A 20669-nucleotide genomic window follows, 5' to 3' on the forward strand; every position below is an offset into this window, starting at 1 on the left:
CCGCGAGGACGCGGCCTAGTGTTAACGGCATGCGCGATCCTGGTGACATCTACGAGCTGACGGCTGAATCGGCATCCGTGCCCGAGGGCCTGAACCTCGTCGCGGGCCTGACCGGGTTCGCAGACGCCGGGGGAGCGGTGGCGCAGTTCACCGAATACCTGCTCGGAAACCTCACCCACACGCTGATCGCGTCCTTCGACGCGGATGTCCTCCTCGACTACCGGGCCAGGCGGCCGATCATCTACTTCGATCGCGACCACCTCACCGGCTACCAGCCGCCGGTGCTTCGGCTCTACCTCGCGCACGACGAGATCGGCCAGCCGTTCCTGCTGCTGTGCGGTTTCGAACCGGACTTCCGCTGGGAGCAGTTCACCGCCGCCGTCCTCGAGATCGGCAAGCGTTTCCGCGTCGCAGCGACGACGTGGGTGCACTCGATCCCGATGCCGGTTCCGCATACCCGCCCGATCGGCGTCACCGTGAGCGGCACCCGCTCAGACCTGATCGAGGGCATGTCCGTCTGGCGTCCGCACACCCAGGTTCCGTCCAATGTCCTGCACCTCGTGGAGTTGCGCCTGCACGAGAGCGGCGCCGCGGTCGTCGGGTTCGTGCTGCTCGTCCCGCACTACCTCGCAGACACCGAATTCCCGGCTGCAGCGCTGTCCGCCCTCGAGAGCACGAGCGCGGCAACCGGCCTGATCTTCCCGACGGACCAGCTCCGCGAGCAGAATCGCGATTTCATCAATCGGATCGACGAACAGGTGCGCGAGAACCCGGAGCTCGCGAAGCTCGTTGGCACCCTCGAGGAACGCTACGACACCTACATGGAGGGCAGCAGCGTGCGGTCGCCCCTGACCGATGAAGATGGCGAGCTTCCCAGCGCCGACGAGATCGCAGCAGAACTCGAGAACTTCCTCGCGACCCGCCGCAGCCGCGACGACGGCACGGGCGCCTGAGCCGAGGAACGGCCCGGACCGGATAGATTGGGAGCAATGAACTCCCGTCGCTCCTGGCTCATCTTCTCCATCGGGTCGTTCGCGTACCTATCGGCAGTCCTGCAGCGCACGTCGCTCGGCGTCGCCGGAGTCGCGGCGTCTGAGCGCTTCGGCGGCACCGCCGCGCTGCTCTCCAGCCTCGCCGTCGTGCAGCTCGTGGTCTACGCAGCGGCGCAGGTGCCTGTCGGGGTGCTCATCGACCGGTTCGGACCCCGGATCCTCGTGATCGTCGGGACAACGCTGATGATCGGCGGACAGGTCACCCTCGCGTTTTCCACCGACATCACCGCCGCCGTCGCCGGTCGGATGCTCGTCGGTGCGGGAGACGCCGCCATCTTCATCTCCATGATCCGCCTGATCGGATCCTGGTTCGACGGCCCCCTTGTGCCCCAGCTTTCGCAGTGGCTCGGCAACATCGGCCAGCTCGGCCAGGTCCTCTCCGCCGTTCCGCTCGCCTGGGTGCTGCACACCTTCGGCTGGACGCCCGCGTTCCTGTCCGCGGCATCCGTCGCCGTCGTCGCGCTCGTCGTCGTGATCGTCGTGATCGAGGACCGGCCGGTGGGATCGACGGACGAGGCTCGGCCGACGAGCCTGCGGGAGGCGCTCGTGCTGCTCAAGAAGAGCTTCCGCAGGCCGGGAACGCAGCTCGGATTCTGGTCGCACTACGTGACGCAGTCGCCAGGAACCGTTTTCAGCATGCTCTGGGGTTTCCCCTTCATGGTCTACGGCCTCGGCTACGACCCCGCTCTTGCCGCCTCGATGCTGATGGTGCTCGTCGCGGCCGGCATGGTTTTCGGCCCCATCCTGGGCATCCTCACCGCACGCTACCCCCAGCGCCGCAGCAACATCGTGCTCGCCGTTGTCATCCTGATGGCGGCGGCCTGGACCGTCGTCCTCGCCTGGCCGGGAACGCCACCGTTCTGGCTCATCATCCTACTCCTCGTCACCCTCGGAATCGGCGGCCCTGGCTCCCTGATCGGGTTCGACTTCGCTCGCAGCTTCAATCCGAAACGCAGCCACGGCTCGGCCAACGGCGTCGTGAACGTCGGCGGCTTCACGGCGAGTTTCGTGATGGTGTACCTGATCGGGGTCCTGCTCGACCTTCAGAATGGCTGGCGAGTCGCCGGGGGAGCGCCGAGCAACCTGTACTCCCTGGAATCCTTCCGGGTCGCCTTCCTCGTGCAGTTCCTGGTCGTCGGGATCGGCGTCGTGTTCCTGCTCCGCGCCCGGCGCCGCACCCGATTCCTGTTGTCCCGCGACGAGGGCGTCGAGGTGGCGCCCCTCTGGATCGCCGTGGCGCGGGCCTGGCGGCGTCCGCGTTCGCGCTGAGCGTGTTCGAGAGGCCGTGAACTGGCTCGTTATATACACAAAGCATGCAATAATTGTCAATAGGGCCCGTTCTGGTCCTGGGTGCACCGTTACCAGTTGATGGTGCGCAGCCCGGGACTTGACATGGGTCCTAGTACTGCCCAAAATCCATATCTGCCCGGCTTGGCGCACGGACCGTTTCCCCCGGTTCACCGCACCTGCGGGCAGCGCCGCCGGTGCACACCCGACGGCATGAGAGGTGTTCGAATGGCAACCCGCACAAAGACCGAGCCAACCGAAGAGACCACCGTTGCCGAGACGGATGCCGCGAAGAAGGCCCCCGCCAAGGCCCCGGCCCGCAAGGCAGCGGCGAAGGCCCCCGCCATCAAGCGCGCCCCCACCAAGGCCGCCGTCGCGAAGGCAGCCGCAGCGGCAGCTGCATCCGATGCCGCCGCCGTCGCTGCTGCCGGTTCAGGCAACGACGACGATGACGACGACGATGACGAGCACCGCACGCCGCGCAAGCGGGCCGGCGCGAAGTCCAAGGCCGGCGCGGACGACCACGACGACCTGAACGGTCACGATGAGGTCGAAGACGACCACAACGACGACGACCACGGCAAGAAGACGCCGACGGAGCCCCTCCCGAGCGGCGCGCTCGTCCTGTCCCTCGTCGACGACGAGGACGAGGTCCCCGTCTACTCGAGCGCCATCACCGGCGCAACGGCAGACCCCGTCAAGGACTACCTGAAGCAGATCGGCAAGGTCGCCCTGTTGAACGCGGCCGAAGAGGTCGAGCTCGCCATGCGCATCGAGGCCGGGCTGTTCGCAGAGGACAAGATGTCCCAGATGACCGACGCGGAAAAGAAGAGTGCGCTCGGGCGCGAACTCCTCTGGGTCGCCAAGGACGGCGCGCGCGCCAAGAGCCACCTTCTGGGTGCGAACCTGCGCCTCGTCGTCTCGCTCGCCAAGCGCTACACGGGCCGTGGAATGCAGTTCCTCGACCTGATCCAGGAAGGCAACCTTGGACTGATCCGCGCCGTCGAGAAGTTCGACTACACCAAGGGCTTCAAGTTCTCCACATACGCCACGTGGTGGATCCGCCAGGCGATCACACGCGCCATGGCCGACCAGGCCCGTACCATCCGCATTCCCGTGCACATGGTCGAGGTCATCAACAAGCTCGCCCGCGTGCAGCGCCAGATGCTCCAGGACCTCGGTCGCGAACCCACGCCGGAAGAACTGAGCCGCGAACTCGACATGACCCCGGAAAAGGTCGTCGAGGTGCAGAAGTACGGCCGCGAACCGATCTCCCTGCACACCCCGCTCGGCGAAGACGGCGACAGCGAATTCGGTGACCTCATCGAGGACACCGAGGCCGTCGTCCCCGCGGACGCCGTCGGATTCACCATGCTGCAGAAGCAGCTCGAGAGCCTGCTCGACTCGCTCTCCGAGCGCGAAGCCGGCGTGATCCGGATGCGCTTCGGCCTCGGCGACGGCATGCCCAAGACGCTCGACCAGATCGGTGACACCTTCGGAGTGACCCGCGAGCGCATCCGCCAGATCGAATCCAAGACGATGGCCAAGCTGCGTCACCCGTCGCGGTCGCAGTCACTACGCGACTACCTCGAATAGAATCCCGTGCGCTATGCACCGGCAATCCTGGTCGGCCGAACTGTGCGGGTCCTCGCGCGCTGGCGAAAGCCGGGCGGGGGATCCGCGGTTCCCGGCCTCGTCGTCAACAAGATCGCTCCGGGGTTCCTCGCGAGCGTTCTGAACGGCTTTCCAGACGGTCTCGTGATCGTGTCCGGCTCGAGCGGCAAGTCCACGACCACCAAGATGCTCGTCGCGGCCCTCCGTGCGCACGGCGTCACGGTGTTCACGAACCAGTCGACCGCCAACATCAGCCAGGGACTCACCTCCGCCCTGCTCGAGGAGGTCAGCCTCACCGGTCGGATCCACGGTGACATGGCCGTGCTCGAAATGGATGAGGGGCACGGCGCCCTCATCTCGGCGACGCTCAACCCCCGGGTCGTGGCACTGACGAACGTCATGGTCGACCAGATCGACCGTTTCCACGACTCCGACATGGTCGTGGCCATGCTGGCCAGGATCGCGAACCGTGCGAGCGGGACCGTCGTCATCAACGCAGACGACGCGTCCCTCCTCGGCCTCGTCGACCACCTCGACGGCCCGGCCGCCGTGGCCCGCTACGGTGTGACGGCGGAGATCCTCGCGGAGAACCCGCGCGGTCTCGGCTACAGCGTGACCGCGTCCGAGCGGATGCCGCCGGTCGGCGGCATCCTGCTCACGCGCGTCTCCGGTCGCTCGGCTTCGGTCCTGCTCGACGGCCGGTCCTTCGACCTCGGCTTGCCTGCGCGCGGCGTGCACTACGCCGTGGACGCACTCACCGCGATCGCGGCCGCCCGGGCCGCTCTCGGGGACCGCTTCGACGCGGCAACGGCCTGCGCCGCCGTATCCGCGATCCCGCCCGTCTTCGGCAGGGGCGAGATCGTCACCGTCCGCGGCCGCCGCGTCGAGTTCGTGCTCGTGCAGAACCCGGCGAGCTTCCAGCTCAACGTCGACAGCCTCGAACCCGGCCTCGACCAGGTCCTGGTCGCTATCGGGTCCGATGTCCGCGATCCGTCATACTTCTGGCCGGTCGACACCTCCGGCCTCGGCCGGGTGCTGATCGTGTCTGGATCGAAGGCCCACGACATTGCACTGCAGCTCGCATACGACGGGGTTGTCGTCGACCGGATCGAGCCAGACCTCGGCCGGGCACTCGACGACTTCCTGGCCCTGCCGGATCCGGAGCACGGCATCAAGACCATCATCTTCTCGGCGGATTCGATGCGGCGCACCCGCGCACACCTCGGCCTCGCCTCGAACCGGGAGGGTTGAGCCATGCGCGCACTCACGATACTGTCCGTGCTTCCCGAACTCCTCGACACCAACGGGGACGCCGCCAACGCACGCGTGCTCGCACAGCGCGCCCGCTGGGCCGGCTTCGACGCGACCATCGTGCCGGTCAGGTCGCTCGAGGAACTCCCGAGCAAGGTCGACGCGATCGTGATCGGTTCCGGAAACGACTCCGACCTCCTGGCGACGCGCGATCTCCTGGCCCCCCTGGTCAATGCTCTGCGCGCGTGGACAACGGCGGGCGTTCCCGTGCTCGCGGTCGGAACCGGCTGGGAACTCCTGAGCTGGGGAGTCGAACTCGCGGACGGCAGCGTCGTCGAAGGTCTCGGTCTCGTCGCGGGGCGTGCTGTCCCGCTCGCGGAGCGTGCGACGGGCGACCTTGTCGTCGAATCAGCGTTCGGCCGGCTCGTGGGCTTCGAGAACCACGCCCGCAGCTACGTCGGAGCGGAGGCATCCGTTCTCGGCCGGGTGCTCAGCGGCGTGGGCAACGGGGCGAAGACGGAGGGTCTCCGAATGGGGAGCTTCCTCGGCACGCACCTGCACGGTCCGGTCCTCGCCCGCAATCCGGGTCTGGCGGACCATATCCTCTCCGCAGCGGTCACGCGGGCAGGCGGCGTCTATGTGCGTTCGGAGCGCGCAGCTGCCGCCGATGCGATCGCGGAGGCCGCGACGGCCGTCGTGGTCTCCACCCTCAGCCTCGACGCGGACTCCTAGAGGCACAGCGGACAAGAAAACGGCGCCGCCGCGACCTCAGTCGCGTCGACGCCGTTTCCGGTCGTACTGCCTGTCGCGTTACGAACGCTGGTCTTCGAGGAGCCTGCTGGACTCGTCGTGCCAGCTGTCCGCGATGGCGGAGAGTTTTTCCTGGTGCTTGCGACCGTGGTGGGCGCAGAACATCAGTTCGCTGTTGTTGACGCTGACGCGAATGTACGCCTGCGCGCCACACGCGTCACACCTGTCGGCGGCCGTGAGCTGGTGCGTGGCGCTCTGGTTTTCGATGGCACCATGTGCTGCGATCTGGGACATTTTTTTCCTCCTCCAGACTGATACCAAGCGATACCAATTGAACTTGGTCCTATACAAACACGGCCGAGCCTCGATAAGGAGTCGATTCGGTTACATTTCGCTTACCGCGTAGCGGATTGCTCACTGCAGTGAGGAGGTGAGTCGCGCCAGGCTGTCACCGATTTTCTGGGTGACCGGCCGTGCGAGCCAGTCGGCTAGTTCGAGCCTGACGCTGTTGGCCCGGTAGCCGTCTTCGACGAGCCGCATGCCGGTTGTGAAGTCCCGTCCGTGGACGAGCACCGAAATCTCCATGTTGAGACGGAATGAGCGGATGTCCATGTTGCTCGATCCGATCACGGCGATGTCATCATCGATCGTGAAGTGCTTGGCATGCAGCACCGTCGGGGCTCGGTACAGGTAGATGGAGACGCCTGCGCGCAGCAATGCCTCGTAGTACGACCGCTGGGCGTGGTAGACGAGGGCCTGGTCTCCGACAGCGGAGACGAACAGCTCGACGTCGAGTCCGCGCGACGCCGCGGTGATGATCGCGAGGAGCGTGGACTCCTCCGGCACGAAATACGGGCTCGTGATACTCACCCGGCGTTCGGCCTTGTGGATCAGCAGGGCGTAGAGCTTCAGGTTGTTGTCGTTCTCGAAACTCGGCCCGCTCGGGACGACTTGCGCGTCCAGGCGCTCCACCCGGGGCTCGAGCAGCAGCGGGGTCGTGTCGAGCGGGAGCAGGGCATCTGTCTCGCTGTACCAGTCGGTGACGAAGACGGCGTCGAGCTCCCGGACGACCGGCCCGTCGAGCCGCACCATGAGCTCGTGCCAGCGCAGGCCTCTCGCGAGATTCTTCTTCTTCAGGTAGGTCGGGTCGATCAGGTTCTGCGAACCGGTGAACCCGATCCGACCGTCGACGACGACGAGTTTGCGGTGGTTGCGCAGGTCGGGTCGTTGCCAGTGCCCGCGCAACGGCCGGAGCGGGAGCATGGCGTGCCATTCGGCGCCCATGTCCGACAGGGCGGCGAGTGTCTCGGCCCGCCGGGGCAGGAGGAACCCGGAGAGATGGTCTGAGAGCACCCGGACGGTGACACCCCGCGCGATCGCCCGGCGCAGCGCGTCGAAGAACGGCTCCGTGACGCTGTCGAGCACGAGGATGTAGAACTGGACGTGCACGTACTCCGTCGCGGTGTCGACGGCCGCCGTCATGGCAGCAAGGGATCCTTCGTAGTCCGGAAGCAAGGCGGCTCGGTTGCCGCCGACCATGGGCAGCGCACCGAGGTTGACATTGAGCTGGACCGCGGACGGCAGCCACTGCGGCCACTGTTCGCGGTGGCTGACCTGGTGGAACCCTTCCGTCCGGGACAGGATGAGTTCGTTGACCTCGCGTTGCTTGTCCCGCCGAGGGGCGGGGAGCCGTCCGAACCCCACGAGCAGGAACGCGACGGCTCCGAGGTAGGGGATGAAGACGATCGTGAGTACCCAGGCGATCGCGCTCGCGGGCGACCGGTTCGCCGACACGAGCACGGTGGCCGTGAAGCCGACGATCACGTGCACCATGATCAGGACGAGAGCGACGGTTTCGAGATCCTGCATCCGGGTGCCTCAGCGGGTGTTCCGGGTCGGCGCGATGCTGTCCGCCGTGAAGTTCAGTGCGAGGTCGATCAGCAGCCGGGTGCCGAACCCCGTCGCCCCCTTGGTATTCCACAGCTCGTCTGTTTCCGACTGCATGGTACCCGCGATGTCGAGGTGAGCCCAGGGCACGTCCTTGACGAACTCGGCGAGGAACAGGGCGGCGGCCGTCGCCCCGGCGTACTTGCCGCCCATGTTCGACAGGTCGGCGACGTCGGACTTCAACTGGGGTCGGTAGCGGTGTTCGAGCGGCAGTTGCCAGATCGACTCCGCCGTAGCGCGAGACGCGGCGATGGCGCGGTCGACGAGGGCCTGGTTGTTTCCGAAGACGGCGGCCGTGTGCGTGCCCAGGGCCATCAGCGCGGCCCCGGTGAGCGTAGCGACGTCGATGATCGCGTCCGGATTCTCCTCGCCGGCCAGGACCAGGGCATCGGACATGACGAGGCGGCCTTCCGCGTCGGTGTTCTTGATCTCGACGGTGGTTCCGCCTCGGATGGTGAGGACGTCGCCGAGCTTCATGGCGGAGCCGCCCGGCATGTTGTCCGTGCACATCAGGAAGGCGGTCACCGCGGACGCGCAGTCCAGGGCGCGGAGTGCCGTCATCATGGCCAGGACGGCGGCGGCGCCGGCCATGTCCATCTTCATCAGCAGGTGCATCGGGTCGGAGGGCTTCAGCGAGATCCCGCCGGAGTCGTACATGATGCCCTTGCCGACCAGCGCGAGGTGGGCGGGAGGCGCCTCACCGTCCGTTGGCGCCGCACCGACCGTTGGCGGGGGAGAGTACGTCACCTTGATGATCCGTGGCTCTTCGACGCTTCCGGCATTCACGCCGAGGAGACCGCCACAGCCCAGCTCGATGATCTGCTGCTTGTCGAAGACATCGACGGCCAGCCCGTGTTCGAGGCCGAGGCCGATCGCGATGGTGCCGAGATCGGTGGCGGTGAGGTGACTCGGCGGAGTGTTGGCCAGGTCCCGGGCGAGATTTGTGGCGCGTGCGGTGATCTCGCCGACACGGACCCCCACGCGAGCCTGATCCGCGACCCCGGAGCCGGTACTCGGGGTGTCGAGGACGATGTCGAGGGTGACGAGCGCGCAATGGTCGGAGGAAGGCTGCAGCTCGACGTATCGGTAGCGGGCGAGCAGGACCCCTTCGACGACCGCCTGGCCGACGGTCGCAGCGTCGAGGGGGAAGGTGTCGCCGATCGCGAGTGCGATCCGGGGATAGCGCTGGGCCGCCCGCGCGAAGGTGGCCGCGACGTCGCGCAGGAGATCCGCATCCTGGGCATCCGCGGGTCCGGCACCGACGACGATGAAGATCGGACCGTTCGGTTGGGGGAGAAGCAGGGTCTGCCCGATGCTGCCGGTGAAGCCGGCAGAGACGAGGGTGGCCCGTTCGGCACCCAGCGTCAGGGGAAGGGGGCCATCCGGGCCGATGAGGAATCCGACGGCGTCAAGACCGACCGGCACCTCGGAGACGACGAGGATTCCGACAGCGGAGGCCGGAGTCTGGGATGGCGTCCGGGTGAACGATTCCGGGATGAGTTTGTATGTGCCGAGGGACATGCGCGGTCTACGCGATCGCCTGGGCCTTGAGCAGGGCGAATTCCGCATCGGTGAGGGCGCCGGCAGTGTGCAGCGCAGCGAGGCGCTCGATCTTGCTGATGATGTCCTCCTGGGGTGCCGCTGGCGGGACGGCGACAGGCGCCGTCGCAGCGATGGGCGCAGCGACGGCCGGGGCGGCTGCAGCAGCGGCCGCCTGCTTGCGTGCGGCGGAGCCGTGAACGGCATTGCTCGTCGCGGTTGCTGTTCCGACGATGACGGCAGTGCGTGCCGCACTTGCCGCGAGTCCGCGTGAACGTCGTCCGAATGCCATGGTGTTCCTCTCGAGTGGTTTAGCCGGGGTGGTGTTCGTGGTGTTGTGGTCGGGTCAGGTCAGGGGTGGAAAGGCCAGAAGACTGGAACCAGGAAGGTGGCAACGGCGACGAAGAGCAGCAGGAGGGGCAGCCCGAGCTTCCAGTAGTCGCCGAAGCGGTACGCTCCAGGCCCCATCACCATGGTGTTCGCCGGGGTCGCGACCGGGGTGAGGAACGATGCTGCCGCTGCGACCGTGACGCCCATCAGCAGGGGGAGCGGTGAGATCCCCGTTTCGGTTGCGATCGCGATGGCGATCGGACCAAGGATGAGTGCTGTGGCCATGTTGCTGATCAGCTGCCCGAGCACGCTCGTGACGACGGCGATACCGAAGAGCAGCAGATAGGGGCTCGAGGTGCCCACTGCGGCGACGAGCCCGTTCGCGATGACGTCGGCAGCGCCGGAGACCTGGATGGCGGTCGACAGCGGAATCATCCCGCCGACGAGGATGAGGGTCGTCCAGGAGATCGAGCGGTGCGCCTGGGAGACCGTGAGCACGCGCAGGAGGACCATCGCCGCCGCAGCGGTCAGGGCTGCAACCGCCGCAGGCACGATCCCGGTGGCAAGCAGGACGACCATGCCGGCGAGGATCACGAGGGCGGTCGTTGCGCGCGGGCCCATCGGCACGGCCTGGCGACGAATCAGCTGGGGTGCGTCGACGACGACGACGTTGGGGTCTGCGGTGTTCCGGTCGAGCGCCTGCCACGGGCCGCGCAGCAGCAGCACGTCTCCAGCGGCGAGGACGGCATCCGTCAGGTCCTCCCCGCTCCGCTGGATCGCGATGACGACGAGTTCCCCACTGTCCGTCACCATTCCCGTGAAGACGCTTTCACCCACGAAGGACGAGCGTGGTGCGATGACGACCTCTGTGACACCGTTCTTCCGGCCCAGCAGGCTTCCCGCGTCCGCGAGAGAGTACTGGGCTGCGAGGGTACGCGCGTGGTCGCTGAGATCCTTGGGCGCGACCTGGGCGGTTCGGTTGGGCAGGAGCCTCGGGCCGAGGAATACGGTGATCAGGATGGTCCCGACGACGAGCGGGAGGCCGACGAGGCCGAATTCGAAGAATCCGAACGGTGCATGGCCCGTGCTGACCGCGAGCTCGGAGACGAGCACATTGACCGGGGTTCCGGTCAGGACGAGAAGGGACCCGGCATGTGCGCCGAAGGCGAGTGGCATCAGCATCTGGGAAGGAGGCTGCCGAATCCGGATCGCGAGCACGACGACCATCGGGAGCAGGGACGCGACGGCGCCGTTGACGCTGATCAGGGCGGTGACGACCGCAACGAGCAGCATCACGAACGTCACGATGATGCGCCGGTTCGTTCCGGTGCGTTTGGTGAGCTGCTGGCCGGCCCAGGTGGTCACCCCGGTCGCGTCGAGTGCTTCGCTGACGACGAACAGGGCGGCGATGAAGACGATGACCGGGTCGCCGAACCCCGCCAGGGTCTGCTCGAAAGAAATCACACCGGTCAGGAAAAGCGACAGCGCGACGCCGATGGCGACGATCTCCACGGGAACCGCGTTCCAGACGAAGAGCACGATCGCGGCGAGAAGCACGAGCAGGGTGATCGAGATGTCGTTCACGGCTGCGCCCCAGGATGCCGGTGAACGGCGTCGCCGCGTGGCCTGCTCATGACCGGGAGGCCGGCCGTTCCAGGCCGTCCTCGTCGTCGTCCGGTTCCTTGCCGCTCGAGAGCGCCGCGGGGATGTCCCCGGGAATGTAGTCCGGCATCCGCCCGGCCGGGATGATCGCGAGGAGTGCGATGCCGGCGAGGCCGAGCAGCGAGATCTGCAGGGCACGGAGCCGCGCGTCCTCGTTGATGGCAACGGCCTCTGCAACCTGCTCCGGGGTGGCGGATGTCTGGCTCAGGACCGACTCGAGGTGGTCGTTGGTGACGAAGTTCACACTGTCGAGGGGCACTTGCGCGACCAGTTCCGGCGGCAGGGCCTGGCTGCTCGCGACACTCGACGCCACGATCGCGCTGAGGATTCCGACGGCGAAGACGCTCGCGACGGCGATGCCGACGCTCCCCGAGATGTTGTGGACGAGGCCGCGCCAGGCGCCTACGTCTCCGGCGAGGCGTTTCGGGGCCGCGGAGAGCAGGGTGTTGAACACGAGCGCCACAATCGCCCCCTGGCCGAGGCCGAGGATGATGAGGCCGATGACGACGGCGAACTGTTCCCATTCGTTCCGGATCGTGAAGGCGAGGATCACCAGCCCGAGGGCGACGACGACGAACCCCACCCGGGCGATCTGGTGCGGCGGGTACCGCTTGTACAGGGTGGCCACGACGGAGCTGGCGATGAAGATCGAGAGGGTGTACGGGATGATCGAGATCGAGGTCTGGAAGCTCGACCGGCCCTGCACGATCTGGATGTAGAGCGGGATCAGGAAGTTCGCCGCGGTTCCCACGAACAGCATCGCCGCCATCGCGAAGGTCGTCGCCTTCTCGGATCCGGACTTCAGCACCTCGAGGTCGAAGATCTGCGGCAGGTGCGCGGCCTTCCTCCGGCGCAACCACACGAAGAACGCCTGCCCGCCGATCGCCCCGAGGAGGATCAGGACCGGCGCAGGGGAGACCCCCAGGACCGTGAAAGGCGCGCTGGGCGTGGCCAGGACCACGCCCCAGGAATTCAGGCCGCTGAACCCGAAGCTCAGCAGGATGATGGACCCCGCAGCGAGGACGGCGCCGACCCAGTCGATCACGACGGCGGGCTGGGGCGGCACGACCTTCAACCGGAAACTCAGCAGCAGGTTCACTGCCGCGAGCGCCACGATCAGGGCGAAGGAATACCGCCAGCCGATCGTGGACGCGAAGGTACCCGCGATGAGGAGCGCGAGCACCCCGGCCGCGGGGATGGCCGCCGCGAGGAACCCGATTGAGCGGGCCTGCTGCTCACCGGAATAGTTCGCCGCGATGAACACCACGAGCGCCGGCGCGATCAACGCGATCACCGCACCGGACGCGGCTTGCGCGATGAACAGCATCGTCGGACTCACACTCACGGCAACGGCCGCCATCGCGAGTCCATGGATGACGACTGCGATCTGGAACACCCGGCGGGACCCGAACTTCGCACCCAGCTTGGCACCGAGCAGGATGAACGCCGCCATCGCGAACGTGCCCGCGGTGATCGCCGTCCCCACACTCGTCGCTGGAGTGTTCAGATCCGTCGTGATGCCCTGCATCGACACCGTCAACGCATTCACCGCGAACGACGCCTGAATCTGCGTGAGCACGACCACGACCAACGGCAACCACGACGCTGCAACGGCAGGGCGGGTGGCACCCCCGGGTACGACGGTCTCTGAGGACATCCTTCACGCTCCCATCTGGGTTTCCGACTGGTTCTGTCTGGGTCTGTCCGGCGAATTCTTGTCAGACTAGGGCCACTGATCCGGCGTCCAGCAGAGTTGGCGCAGGACTGCGCTTGTGCTGGCGCAAGAACGCCGTGCCGGGTCCGGAGCTGTCAGGCGACAACCCGGAGTTCTTCCGCGTTGCATTGTGTTCCCGTTTGGGGGGCGATAGCCTGCGGTTCTGGAATGGATCGCAGGTCTGCGTCGCAGCGGGCCGCGCGGAGATCGCGCAGCAGAAGTGAGGGGTTTCAGATGTGGGTGCCGGTGTCCAGCGACGCGGTGCGGCATCTCACCGTTCAGTCCGGCATCCCGGTTCCGCTTCCCGACGACGCTGTCGGCTTCCTCGCGCAGCGCCTCGAGGTTCCGGCCTCTGACGTGTTTCATTTTTCGGCGATCAGGAAAGTGATCGGCAGCACGACGGTGACGCTCGCCACCCAGTCGGCCTTCCGCTACACAGGGGGCACCGATTCCACCGCGGGGGTCCTGCACGTCGGTTTCATGCTCAATGGCAGCATGACGATCGGACTCGGTCAGCACCCGCCCCAACGGTTCAGCCCGATCAGCGCATACGTGATGCCGGCGGGGGTCGCGTCGTCCGTCCAGACGACGGAGGTCACGCGCGGACTCGGCATCCAGCTTCCCCAGGCCCGCCTGATAGCGAGGGGGATCCAGCTCGAGGGTGAACGCCTGCGCCTCGAACGCTCGGCGTCTCTCGCCGCGCCCCTGCGGGTCCTGGCGCTCGCGGTGGTCGAAGCGGCCTGGACGCCGACGGCCATCGGAGTGTCTGTCACAGAGAGGACGATCGAGGACCTCGTGGTCGGCATTTTTCTGGAGGGCGACGGTTATGCCATGGACAGCGCTGACCTCCGGGCGGGCCTGCGCATGCGCGCCGTCGCCCACATCGAGGCCAGGCACCGGAACCGCGATCTCAGTCCTGCTGTCGTTGCCGCCCAGCTGGGGATCTCCCTGCGGCACCTGCAGCGCGCGTTCGAGGGCGGGGGCAGTACTGTCGCCGCGGAGATCAGCCGGTGTCGCGCGGAGTCTGCCGCCCAGCTGCTGCTCGCACCGCGCACGGCGGGGCTGACAATCGCCGACATCGCAACGCGTTCCGGATACACGTCCGCTTTCGAGCTCCGCGCCGGGTTCCGCGCACGGTATGGCGTCCTGCCCTCCCAGTACCGCATCGGCGGCATCGCCCTGCCGGAGACACGAGCGTCCGGACGTGCGTAATCCCCGGTCCTCGGCCAGTATTCTTGGGACGGTGAGTTCTTCTGACTATTCCGCCCGCCACCTCTCGGTCCTCGAAGGCCTCGAGGCCGTGCGCAAGCGCCCCGGCATGTACATCGGCTCGACCGACTCCCGGGGGTTGATGCACTGCCTCTGGGAGATCATCGACAACTCCGTCGACGAGGCGCTCGGCGGATTCGGTGCCGGAATCGACATCGTGCTGCACCCGGACGCGAGCGTCGAGGTCAGCGACACCGCCCGCGGTATCCCCGTTGACATCGAACCGAAGACCGGACTGACCGGCGTCGAGGTCGTCTTCACCAAATTGCACGCCGGCGGCAAGTTCGGCGGCGGTTCGTATGCGGCGTCGGGTGGACTGCACGGAGTCGGCGCATCCGTCGTGAATGCCCTGTCGGAGCGCCTCGACGTCGAGGTCGACAGGGACGGCAAGACCTGGGCGATGTCCTTCCACCGCGGTGAACCCGGACTGTTCGCCGACACCGGGGAGAAGAGTCCGGACGCCCCCTTCACCCCCTTCGAACACCAGAGCGAACTCCGTGTGGTCGGCAAGGTCCGTCGAGGCGTCACGGGAACCCGTATCCGCTATTGGGCGGATCGGCAGATCTTCACCAAGGGCGCGACGTTCCAGACCGAGGAACTGCTCGAACGGGCCAGGCAGACGGCGTTCCTCGTTCCCGGGCTCGCCTTGTCGATCGACGACCGCCGTGGCGATGAGCCCGTTGTCGAGGTATTCCGGTTCGAGGGTGGCATCTCCGAGTTCGTCGAGCACCTCTCGACGGATGCCGCGATCACGGACACCTGGCGCCTCACCGGCCACGGCACGTTCACCGAAACCGTTCCTGTGCTGATGCCGACGGGTGCCATGGTCCCGACCGAGCTCGTCAGGGACTGCGCCGTCGATATCGCGCTGCGCTGGGGGACCGGCTACGACACGATCGTCCGCAGTTTCGTGAATATCATCGCGACGCCCAAGGGCGGCACCCACCAGGCCGGATTCGACGCCGGGCTGATCAAGTTCCTCAGGGCCCAGGTCGAACTCAACGCGCGCAGGCTCAAGATGGGTTCTGACAAGCTCGAGAAGGACGACGTGATGGCGGGGCTCACCGCCGTGCTCACCGTGCGTCTGCCCGAGCCGCAGTTCGAGGGACAGACCAAGGAGGTCCTCGGAACGCCCGCCGTGCGCGCGATCGTCGCGAACGTCGTCGCCCAGGCGATGAACGAACGCTTCGTGTCCACCCGGCGCGACGACAAGACGCAGGCGGCCGTGCTGCTCGACAAGATCGTCGCGGAGATGAAGTCGCGCATTTCCGCCCGTGCCCACAAGGAGACGCAGCGGCGCAAGAACGCCCTCGAAAGCTCCTCCCTGCCCGCGAAGCTCGTCGACTGCCGCAGCAACGACGTGCTGAACAGCGAACTGTTCATCGTCGAAGGCGACTCGGCGCTCGGCACCGCCAAGCTCGCGCGCGACAGCGAGCACCAGGCCCTGCTGCCCATCCGCGGCAAGATCCTGAACGTGCAGAAGGCATCCGTCGCCGACATGCTCTCCAACCTCGAGTGCGCCTCGATCATCCAGGTCATCGGCGCCGGCTCCGGCCGCAGCTTCGATCTCTCGGCGGCGCGCTACGGCAAGGTCATCATCATGAGCGATGCGGATGTCGACGGGGCGCACATCCGCACCCTGCTGCTAACCCTGTTCTTCCGGTACATGCGCCCGATGATCACAGAGGGGCGGGTGTTCGCCGCGGTGCCGCCCCTGCACAGAGTGGTCGTGATGAACCCGGGCTCGAAGCCCAATGAGACCATCTACACCTACTCGGAACCCGAGCTGCACAGCGTGCTTGCGGCCCTGAAGAAAAGCGGAAAGCGGTACCAGGACCCGATCCAGCGGTACAAGGGGCTCGGCGAGATGGACGCGGACCAGCTGGCGACGACGACGATGGAGCGCTCGCACCGGATGCTCCGCCGCGTGCGGGTCGCCGATGCCGAGCAGGCCGGCAAGGTCTTCGAACTCCTGATGGGCAACGACGTCGCCCCGCGCAAGGAGTTCATCATCGAAAGCTCGGACAAGCTCAGCAGGGACCGCATCGACGTGTAATGCCTGTTCACGGTGATATGGTCGCCGCACACTGCCGGCACTGGCGCCGGCACAAGGCGGAGGGCATTCCAGATGAGCACCCAGGCGGACCAGGCAGGATTCCAGCAGGCACGGTTCACGGGCCGGACCGTCATCGTGACCGGGGCGGGCAGCGGCATCGGGAGGGCGACGGCGCTCCGGCTCCTCAGCGAGGGCGCCCGCGTCATCGCCGCCGATATCTCGGCGGAGCGTCTCGCGGCTCTGGAGCAGAGCAGCGGCAGCGGGGAGCTCGTCGGCGTGGCCGGCGACGTGAGCCTGCAAGCGGATGTCGACGCGCTCGTGCTGGCCGCGGGACCCACGGTCGACGGGCTGGTCAACAATGCCGGGATCATGGACTCGTTCCTCCCGACGGCGGAGATCACCGACGAGGTGTGGGAGCGGGTCTTCCGGGTGAACGTGACCTCGCAGATGCGGCTGATGCGTGCCGTGCTGCCCGGCATGGTCTCGGCCGGTTTCGGGCGGATCGTGAACATCGCAAGCGAGGCAGGCATCCGCGCGGGAGCATCGGGCACCACGTACAGCGCGTCCAAGCACGCCGTGATCGGACTGACCAAGAGTACGGCGTTGTTCTACGGGCCGAAGGGGGTGCGCTGCAATGCGGTGGCGCCCGGCGCGGTGAAGACGAACATCGAGGCTCCGTTCCTGTCCGCGTGGGCCGCCGAGCGTCTCGGACCGATCATGCAGACGACCATTCCGGCCCCTGCGGAGCCGGAGGAGCTGGCCGCGTCCATTTGCTGGTTGCTGAGCGAGGACTCGCCCAACGTCAATGGAGCCGTCCTGATGTCCGACGGCGGCTGGTCGACAATCTAGCGAACGCCGGTCTGCGGAGGTCAGGCGGGCGGGGCGAACGCGGAACTGGGCAGGTCGCGCTCCCCGGCGGCGATGGCGCCGACGATCCGCGCGGCCACGGCCTCCGGCTGCAGACCGGCAGGGAAGTTCGGCGCGACGCCTGAGATCGGGTGGTCGGCGAGGCCGGTTTCGGTGTGTCCGGGGCGGGCGTCGATCATGCGGATGCCGCTGCGGCGAAGCTCCCGCCCCGCGGCCTGTCCGAATGCTGCGAGGGCGGCCTTGGACGCCGAGTACGCCGCAAGGCCCGCGGTCGGGCTCTCGCTCACGACACCGCTGAGGGTCACGAAGAACGGTTCCCTGCCGGCGGCGGCGGATGCCGTGAGGCTGTCCGCTGCGGCGCGGAGCAGGCGGATGGGCGCGAGCGTGTTCACGGCGAAGAGTTCCTCCATGGCCGCGTCTCCGAGCTCACGTGCCGGCCCGAAGGCCACAACACCGGCCGCGTTGACGACCCCGTCGAGTCCTCCGGTGGCCTGGACCGCACGGGCGACCAGGGCGTCGACTGCCGAAACGTCGGTGAGGTCACCCGTGACGAGCGTGCCGGGGATCCCGAGGGCTGCGAGCCTGGCCGTGTCACGCCCGGCCAGGACAAGGGTCGCTCCGGCGGCCGAGAGCTGCCGGGCGATTTCACGGCCGAGGCCGCCGGTCGCGCCGACGACGAGGACGACCGAGCCGGGAAGTGTAGTCATTCGGACACTGTAGCCGTCTGAGCCGGCCGTCTGAGCCGGCCGCATGAGCCGGACGCATGAGCCGGCCGGCCGGTTCAGGCGATCCGGGCGCCGATCGTGCCGACCAGAGCTTCGAGCATCGTCCCAGAGGCATCCCGCCTGGCCCCGGTTTCCGGAAGGGTGCGCGGGGCTCCGTCCGGACCGACCGCGCGGGCGGGCATCGGACCGACCCACGCGACGGCGATGGCGTCTTCCCCCTTGAGGAAGCGGTGGGCGCGGACTCCGGACGTCGCCCGGCCCTTCGCGGGGAATTCGGTGAACTCGGAGACCTTGGCACTGCCGGGGTCCGTTCCGGCGAGGGTGTGGCTGGACGCTGCGACGGTGGCGACGACGGCCGTCTCCGCGTCGTCGGCCGCGAGACTCGTGAAGAACACGGCCCGGGCATCCGCTGCGAGTTTGATCCCGGCCATTCCGCCGGCAAGGCGGCCCTGGGGCCGCACCGATGCGGCCGGGAACCTCAAGAGCTGGGCGTCGGACGTGACGAAGACGAGCTCGTCGTCCTCCGTGCCCTGCTCGGCCCCGATGACGGAGTCCTTCGGCTTGAGCTGGATGATCTCGAAGTCAGGCCGGTTCGCCCAGTCGCCCGCGACGACGCGCTTGACGGTGCCGAAGGCGGTTCCGAGCGCGATGGAGCGGTCGGACTCGAGGGAAACGAGCGCGAGCACGGTCTCGGACCTGTCGGTCAGGCCCAGGTAGTCGGCCACGCGCACGCCGGCGCCGAGCTGGATGGATGTGGGCGGCATCACGGGCAGGTCGACCGGGGTGAACCGGATCAGCCTGCCGCGGCTCGTGACGGCGCCGACCTCTGCACGGCTCGTCGTGTCCAGGGTGGAGAGCACGGCGTCGTGCTTGCTGCGCCGCTGGGTGGGTACGGTCCTGGTCCGGGGCGCGGATGCCGCGTCACCGGTCTCCGTCGCGGCGTCTCCAGCCGGGAGGGCATCGGGATCGAAGGGGTCGTCAGCAGTGGGCTCGATGGCGGCGAGGTCGACCCTGGCGATGCGACCGGTGGCACTCAGGTAGACCCTGGTCGGCGTGTCGGTGAGTTCGAGCACCGGGGCGTTGCGTTTGGCGACGGCGCCGGCGATGCTCGGCTTGGCCTCGGTGAGGAGGGTGCGGCGCGGGGTGCCGAACTTCTCCGCCACGGCGGCGAGCTCGTCGGAGACGAGGGTGCGGATGGCCTGCTTGCTCCCGAGCAGTTCTTCGAGGAGGGCGATCTCGGCGAGGAGCTGGTCGCGTTCGGCCTCGAGTTCGATCTGGGAGAAGCGGGTGAGGCGGCGCAGACGGAGTTCGAGGATGTACTCGGCCTGGATCTGGCTCAGCTCGAAGACGTCGATCAGGCGCGTGCGGGCCTGCTCGGTGTCGTCGCTCGTGCGGATCACCTGGATGACCTCGTCGATGTCGACGATGGCGATGAGGAGGCCCTCGACGAGGTGCAGGCGTTCCGTGCGCCTGGCCAGGCGGTAGGCGCTGCGCCGGGTGACGACCTCGATCCGGTGGCCGACGTAGACGGACAGGAGCTCGCGCAGGCCGAGGGTCTGCGGTCCGCCGTCCACGAGGGCGACCGCGTTGATGTTGAAGGAATCCTCGAGGGGGGTGTAACGGTAGAGCTGTTCGAGAACGGCGAGGGGGCTGAAGCCGGTCTTGATGCCGATCACGAGCCGCAAGCCGTGGGTGCGGTCGGTGAGGTCTGTGACGTCGGAGATGCCGCTGAGCTTCTTGGAGGTGACGCCGTCCTTGATTTTCTCGATGACCCGCTCCGGGCCGACGAGATAGGGGAGCTCCGTCACGACGAGGCCCGATTTCCGGGCCGTGATGGCCTCGACGGAGACCTTGGCGCGGGTCTTGAAACTGCCGCGGCCCGTGAGGTAGGCATCCTTGATCCCCGAGAGACCGACGATCGTCCCCCCGGTCGGCAGGTCGGGTCCCGGCACGTATTCCATCAGCTCGTCGAGCGTCGCGTCGGGGTGCGCGAGCAGGTGCCGCGCCGCGCCGACGACCTCGATGAGGTTGTGCGGCGCCATGTTCGTCGCCATGCCGACGGCGATGCCCGCGGCCCCGTTGACGAGCAGGTTCGGGTACGCGGCAGGGAGCACATCCGGCTGGGTCAGCTGGTTGTCGTAGTTCGGGACGAAGTCAACGACGTCCTCGTCGAGGTTTTCCGTCATGGCGAGGGCGGGGGCTGCGAGGCGCGCCTCGGTGTACCGCGGCGCGGCGGGGCCGTCGTCGAGGGACCCGAAGTTGCCGTGGCCGTCGATGAGGGGAACGCGGAGGGTGAAGGCCTGGGCCATCCGCACGAGCGCGTCGTAGATCGCGGTGTCACCGTGCGGGTGCAGCTTCCCCATGACTTCGCCGACGACGCGCGCCGACTTCACGTGGCCCTTGTCCGGACGCAGGCCCATCTCGGCCATCTGGTAGAGGATCCGGCGCTGCACGGGCTTGAGCCCGTCCCTCGCGTCGGGGAGGGCGCGGGAATAGATCACCGAGTACGCGTACTCCAGGAACGATCCCTGCATCTCCGTCGAGACATCGACGTCCTCGATGCGTTCGGTGAATGCTGCGGGCGGGGTAGCGGGTGTGCGACTCAT

Annotated in this window: 16 protein-coding genes; 8 read left to right on the forward strand and 8 right to left on the reverse strand. The window is 67.6% G+C overall.

Features of this window, described 5'->3' with window-relative positions; translation table 11 throughout:
- Positions 1 to 29 precede the first annotated feature (29 nt).
- The 5 genes from RHM57_RS07180 (at position 30) to RHM57_RS07200 (ending at position 5936) form a co-directional block, all read left to right on the forward strand.
- A complete protein-coding gene (locus RHM57_RS07180) occupies positions 30 to 953 on the forward strand; it encodes a PAC2 family protein (protein WP_322135862.1) in 924 nt (307 codons plus the stop codon).
- Between the two features lie 36 nt (positions 954 to 989).
- A complete protein-coding gene (locus tag RHM57_RS07185) occupies positions 990 to 2321 on the forward strand; it encodes an MFS transporter (protein ID WP_322135861.1) in 1332 nt (443 codons plus the stop codon).
- 246 nt (positions 2322 to 2567) lie between these two features.
- Positions 2568 to 3935: an RNA polymerase sigma factor gene (locus RHM57_RS07190; protein WP_134561085.1), complete on the forward strand. Its 1368-nt coding sequence runs from the start codon at positions 2568 to 2570 to the stop codon at positions 3933 to 3935.
- A gap of 6 nt (positions 3936 to 3941) precedes the next feature.
- Positions 3942 to 5204, forward strand: a complete 1263-nt coding sequence (locus RHM57_RS07195; RefSeq protein ID WP_322135858.1) for a MurT ligase domain-containing protein — start codon at positions 3942 to 3944, stop codon at positions 5202 to 5204.
- A gap of 3 nt (positions 5205 to 5207) precedes the next feature.
- Positions 5208 to 5936, forward strand: a complete 729-nt coding sequence (locus RHM57_RS07200; protein WP_134558416.1) for a type 1 glutamine amidotransferase — start codon at positions 5208 to 5210, stop codon at positions 5934 to 5936.
- A gap of 78 nt (positions 5937 to 6014) precedes the next feature.
- Here the strand turns inward: RHM57_RS07200 and RHM57_RS07205 are convergent, their stop codons facing one another.
- From RHM57_RS07205 to RHM57_RS07230, 6 genes are all read right to left on the reverse strand, one after another.
- Complete coding sequence (locus RHM57_RS07205; RefSeq protein WP_134446517.1) at positions 6015 to 6248, reverse strand: hypothetical protein; 234 nt, start codon at positions 6246 to 6248, stop codon at positions 6015 to 6017.
- A gap of 120 nt (positions 6249 to 6368) precedes the next feature.
- Positions 6369 to 7823 (reverse strand): cardiolipin synthase, encoded by a 1455-nt coding sequence (gene cls, locus RHM57_RS07210; RefSeq protein ID WP_322135855.1) that lies wholly within the window; start codon positions 7821 to 7823, stop codon positions 6369 to 6371.
- Between the two features lie 9 nt (positions 7824 to 7832).
- Positions 7833 to 9422 (reverse strand): leucyl aminopeptidase, encoded by a 1590-nt coding sequence (locus RHM57_RS07215; RefSeq protein ID WP_322189675.1) that lies wholly within the window; start codon positions 9420 to 9422, stop codon positions 7833 to 7835.
- A 7-nt stretch (positions 9423 to 9429) separates the two neighbouring features.
- Entirely contained in the window at positions 9430 to 9732 is a 303-nt protein-coding gene (locus RHM57_RS07220) for an SHOCT domain-containing protein (RefSeq protein ID WP_134558414.1), read from the reverse strand.
- A gap of 59 nt (positions 9733 to 9791) precedes the next feature.
- Positions 9792 to 11354, reverse strand: a complete 1563-nt coding sequence (locus tag RHM57_RS07225; protein ID WP_134558413.1) for an SLC13 family permease — start codon at positions 11352 to 11354, stop codon at positions 9792 to 9794.
- 46 nt (positions 11355 to 11400) lie between these two features.
- Positions 11401 to 13089 (reverse strand): MFS transporter, encoded by a 1689-nt coding sequence (locus tag RHM57_RS07230; protein ID WP_322135850.1) that lies wholly within the window; start codon positions 13087 to 13089, stop codon positions 11401 to 11403.
- Between the two features lie 291 nt (positions 13090 to 13380).
- Here RHM57_RS07230 and RHM57_RS07235 point away from each other — a divergent pair, with 291 nt between their 5' ends.
- The 3 genes from RHM57_RS07235 to RHM57_RS07245 all read left to right on the forward strand — a co-directional run bounded on the left by RHM57_RS07235 (position 13381) and on the right by RHM57_RS07245 (position 17320).
- Entirely contained in the window at positions 13381 to 14358 is a 978-nt protein-coding gene (locus tag RHM57_RS07235) for a helix-turn-helix transcriptional regulator (protein WP_322189676.1), read from the forward strand.
- A gap of 31 nt (positions 14359 to 14389) precedes the next feature.
- Positions 14390 to 16471 carry a DNA gyrase/topoisomerase IV subunit B gene (locus tag RHM57_RS07240; protein WP_134446524.1) on the forward strand — a complete coding sequence of 694 codons (2082 nt, stop codon included), beginning with the start codon at positions 14390 to 14392 and terminating at the stop codon, positions 16469 to 16471.
- Between the two features lie 72 nt (positions 16472 to 16543).
- Positions 16544 to 17320, forward strand: coding sequence for an SDR family NAD(P)-dependent oxidoreductase (locus tag RHM57_RS07245; RefSeq protein WP_134446525.1), 777 nt, complete (start codon positions 16544 to 16546; stop codon positions 17318 to 17320).
- 20 nt (positions 17321 to 17340) lie between these two features.
- Here RHM57_RS07245 and RHM57_RS07250 read toward each other — a convergent pair whose 3' ends face one another.
- Positions 17341 to 18045: an SDR family NAD(P)-dependent oxidoreductase gene (locus RHM57_RS07250; protein WP_134446526.1), complete on the reverse strand. Its 705-nt coding sequence runs from the start codon at positions 18043 to 18045 to the stop codon at positions 17341 to 17343.
- Between the two features lie 74 nt (positions 18046 to 18119).
- On the reverse strand, positions 18120 to 20669 hold the full coding sequence (locus RHM57_RS07255; protein ID WP_322189677.1) for a DNA topoisomerase IV subunit A: 2550 nt from the start codon (positions 20667 to 20669) through the stop codon (positions 18120 to 18122).

The sequence above is a fragment of the Cryobacterium sp. 10S3 genome (assembly GCF_034344045.1).
GTDB lineage: Bacteria > Actinomycetota > Actinomycetes > Actinomycetales > Microbacteriaceae > Cryobacterium > Cryobacterium glucosi.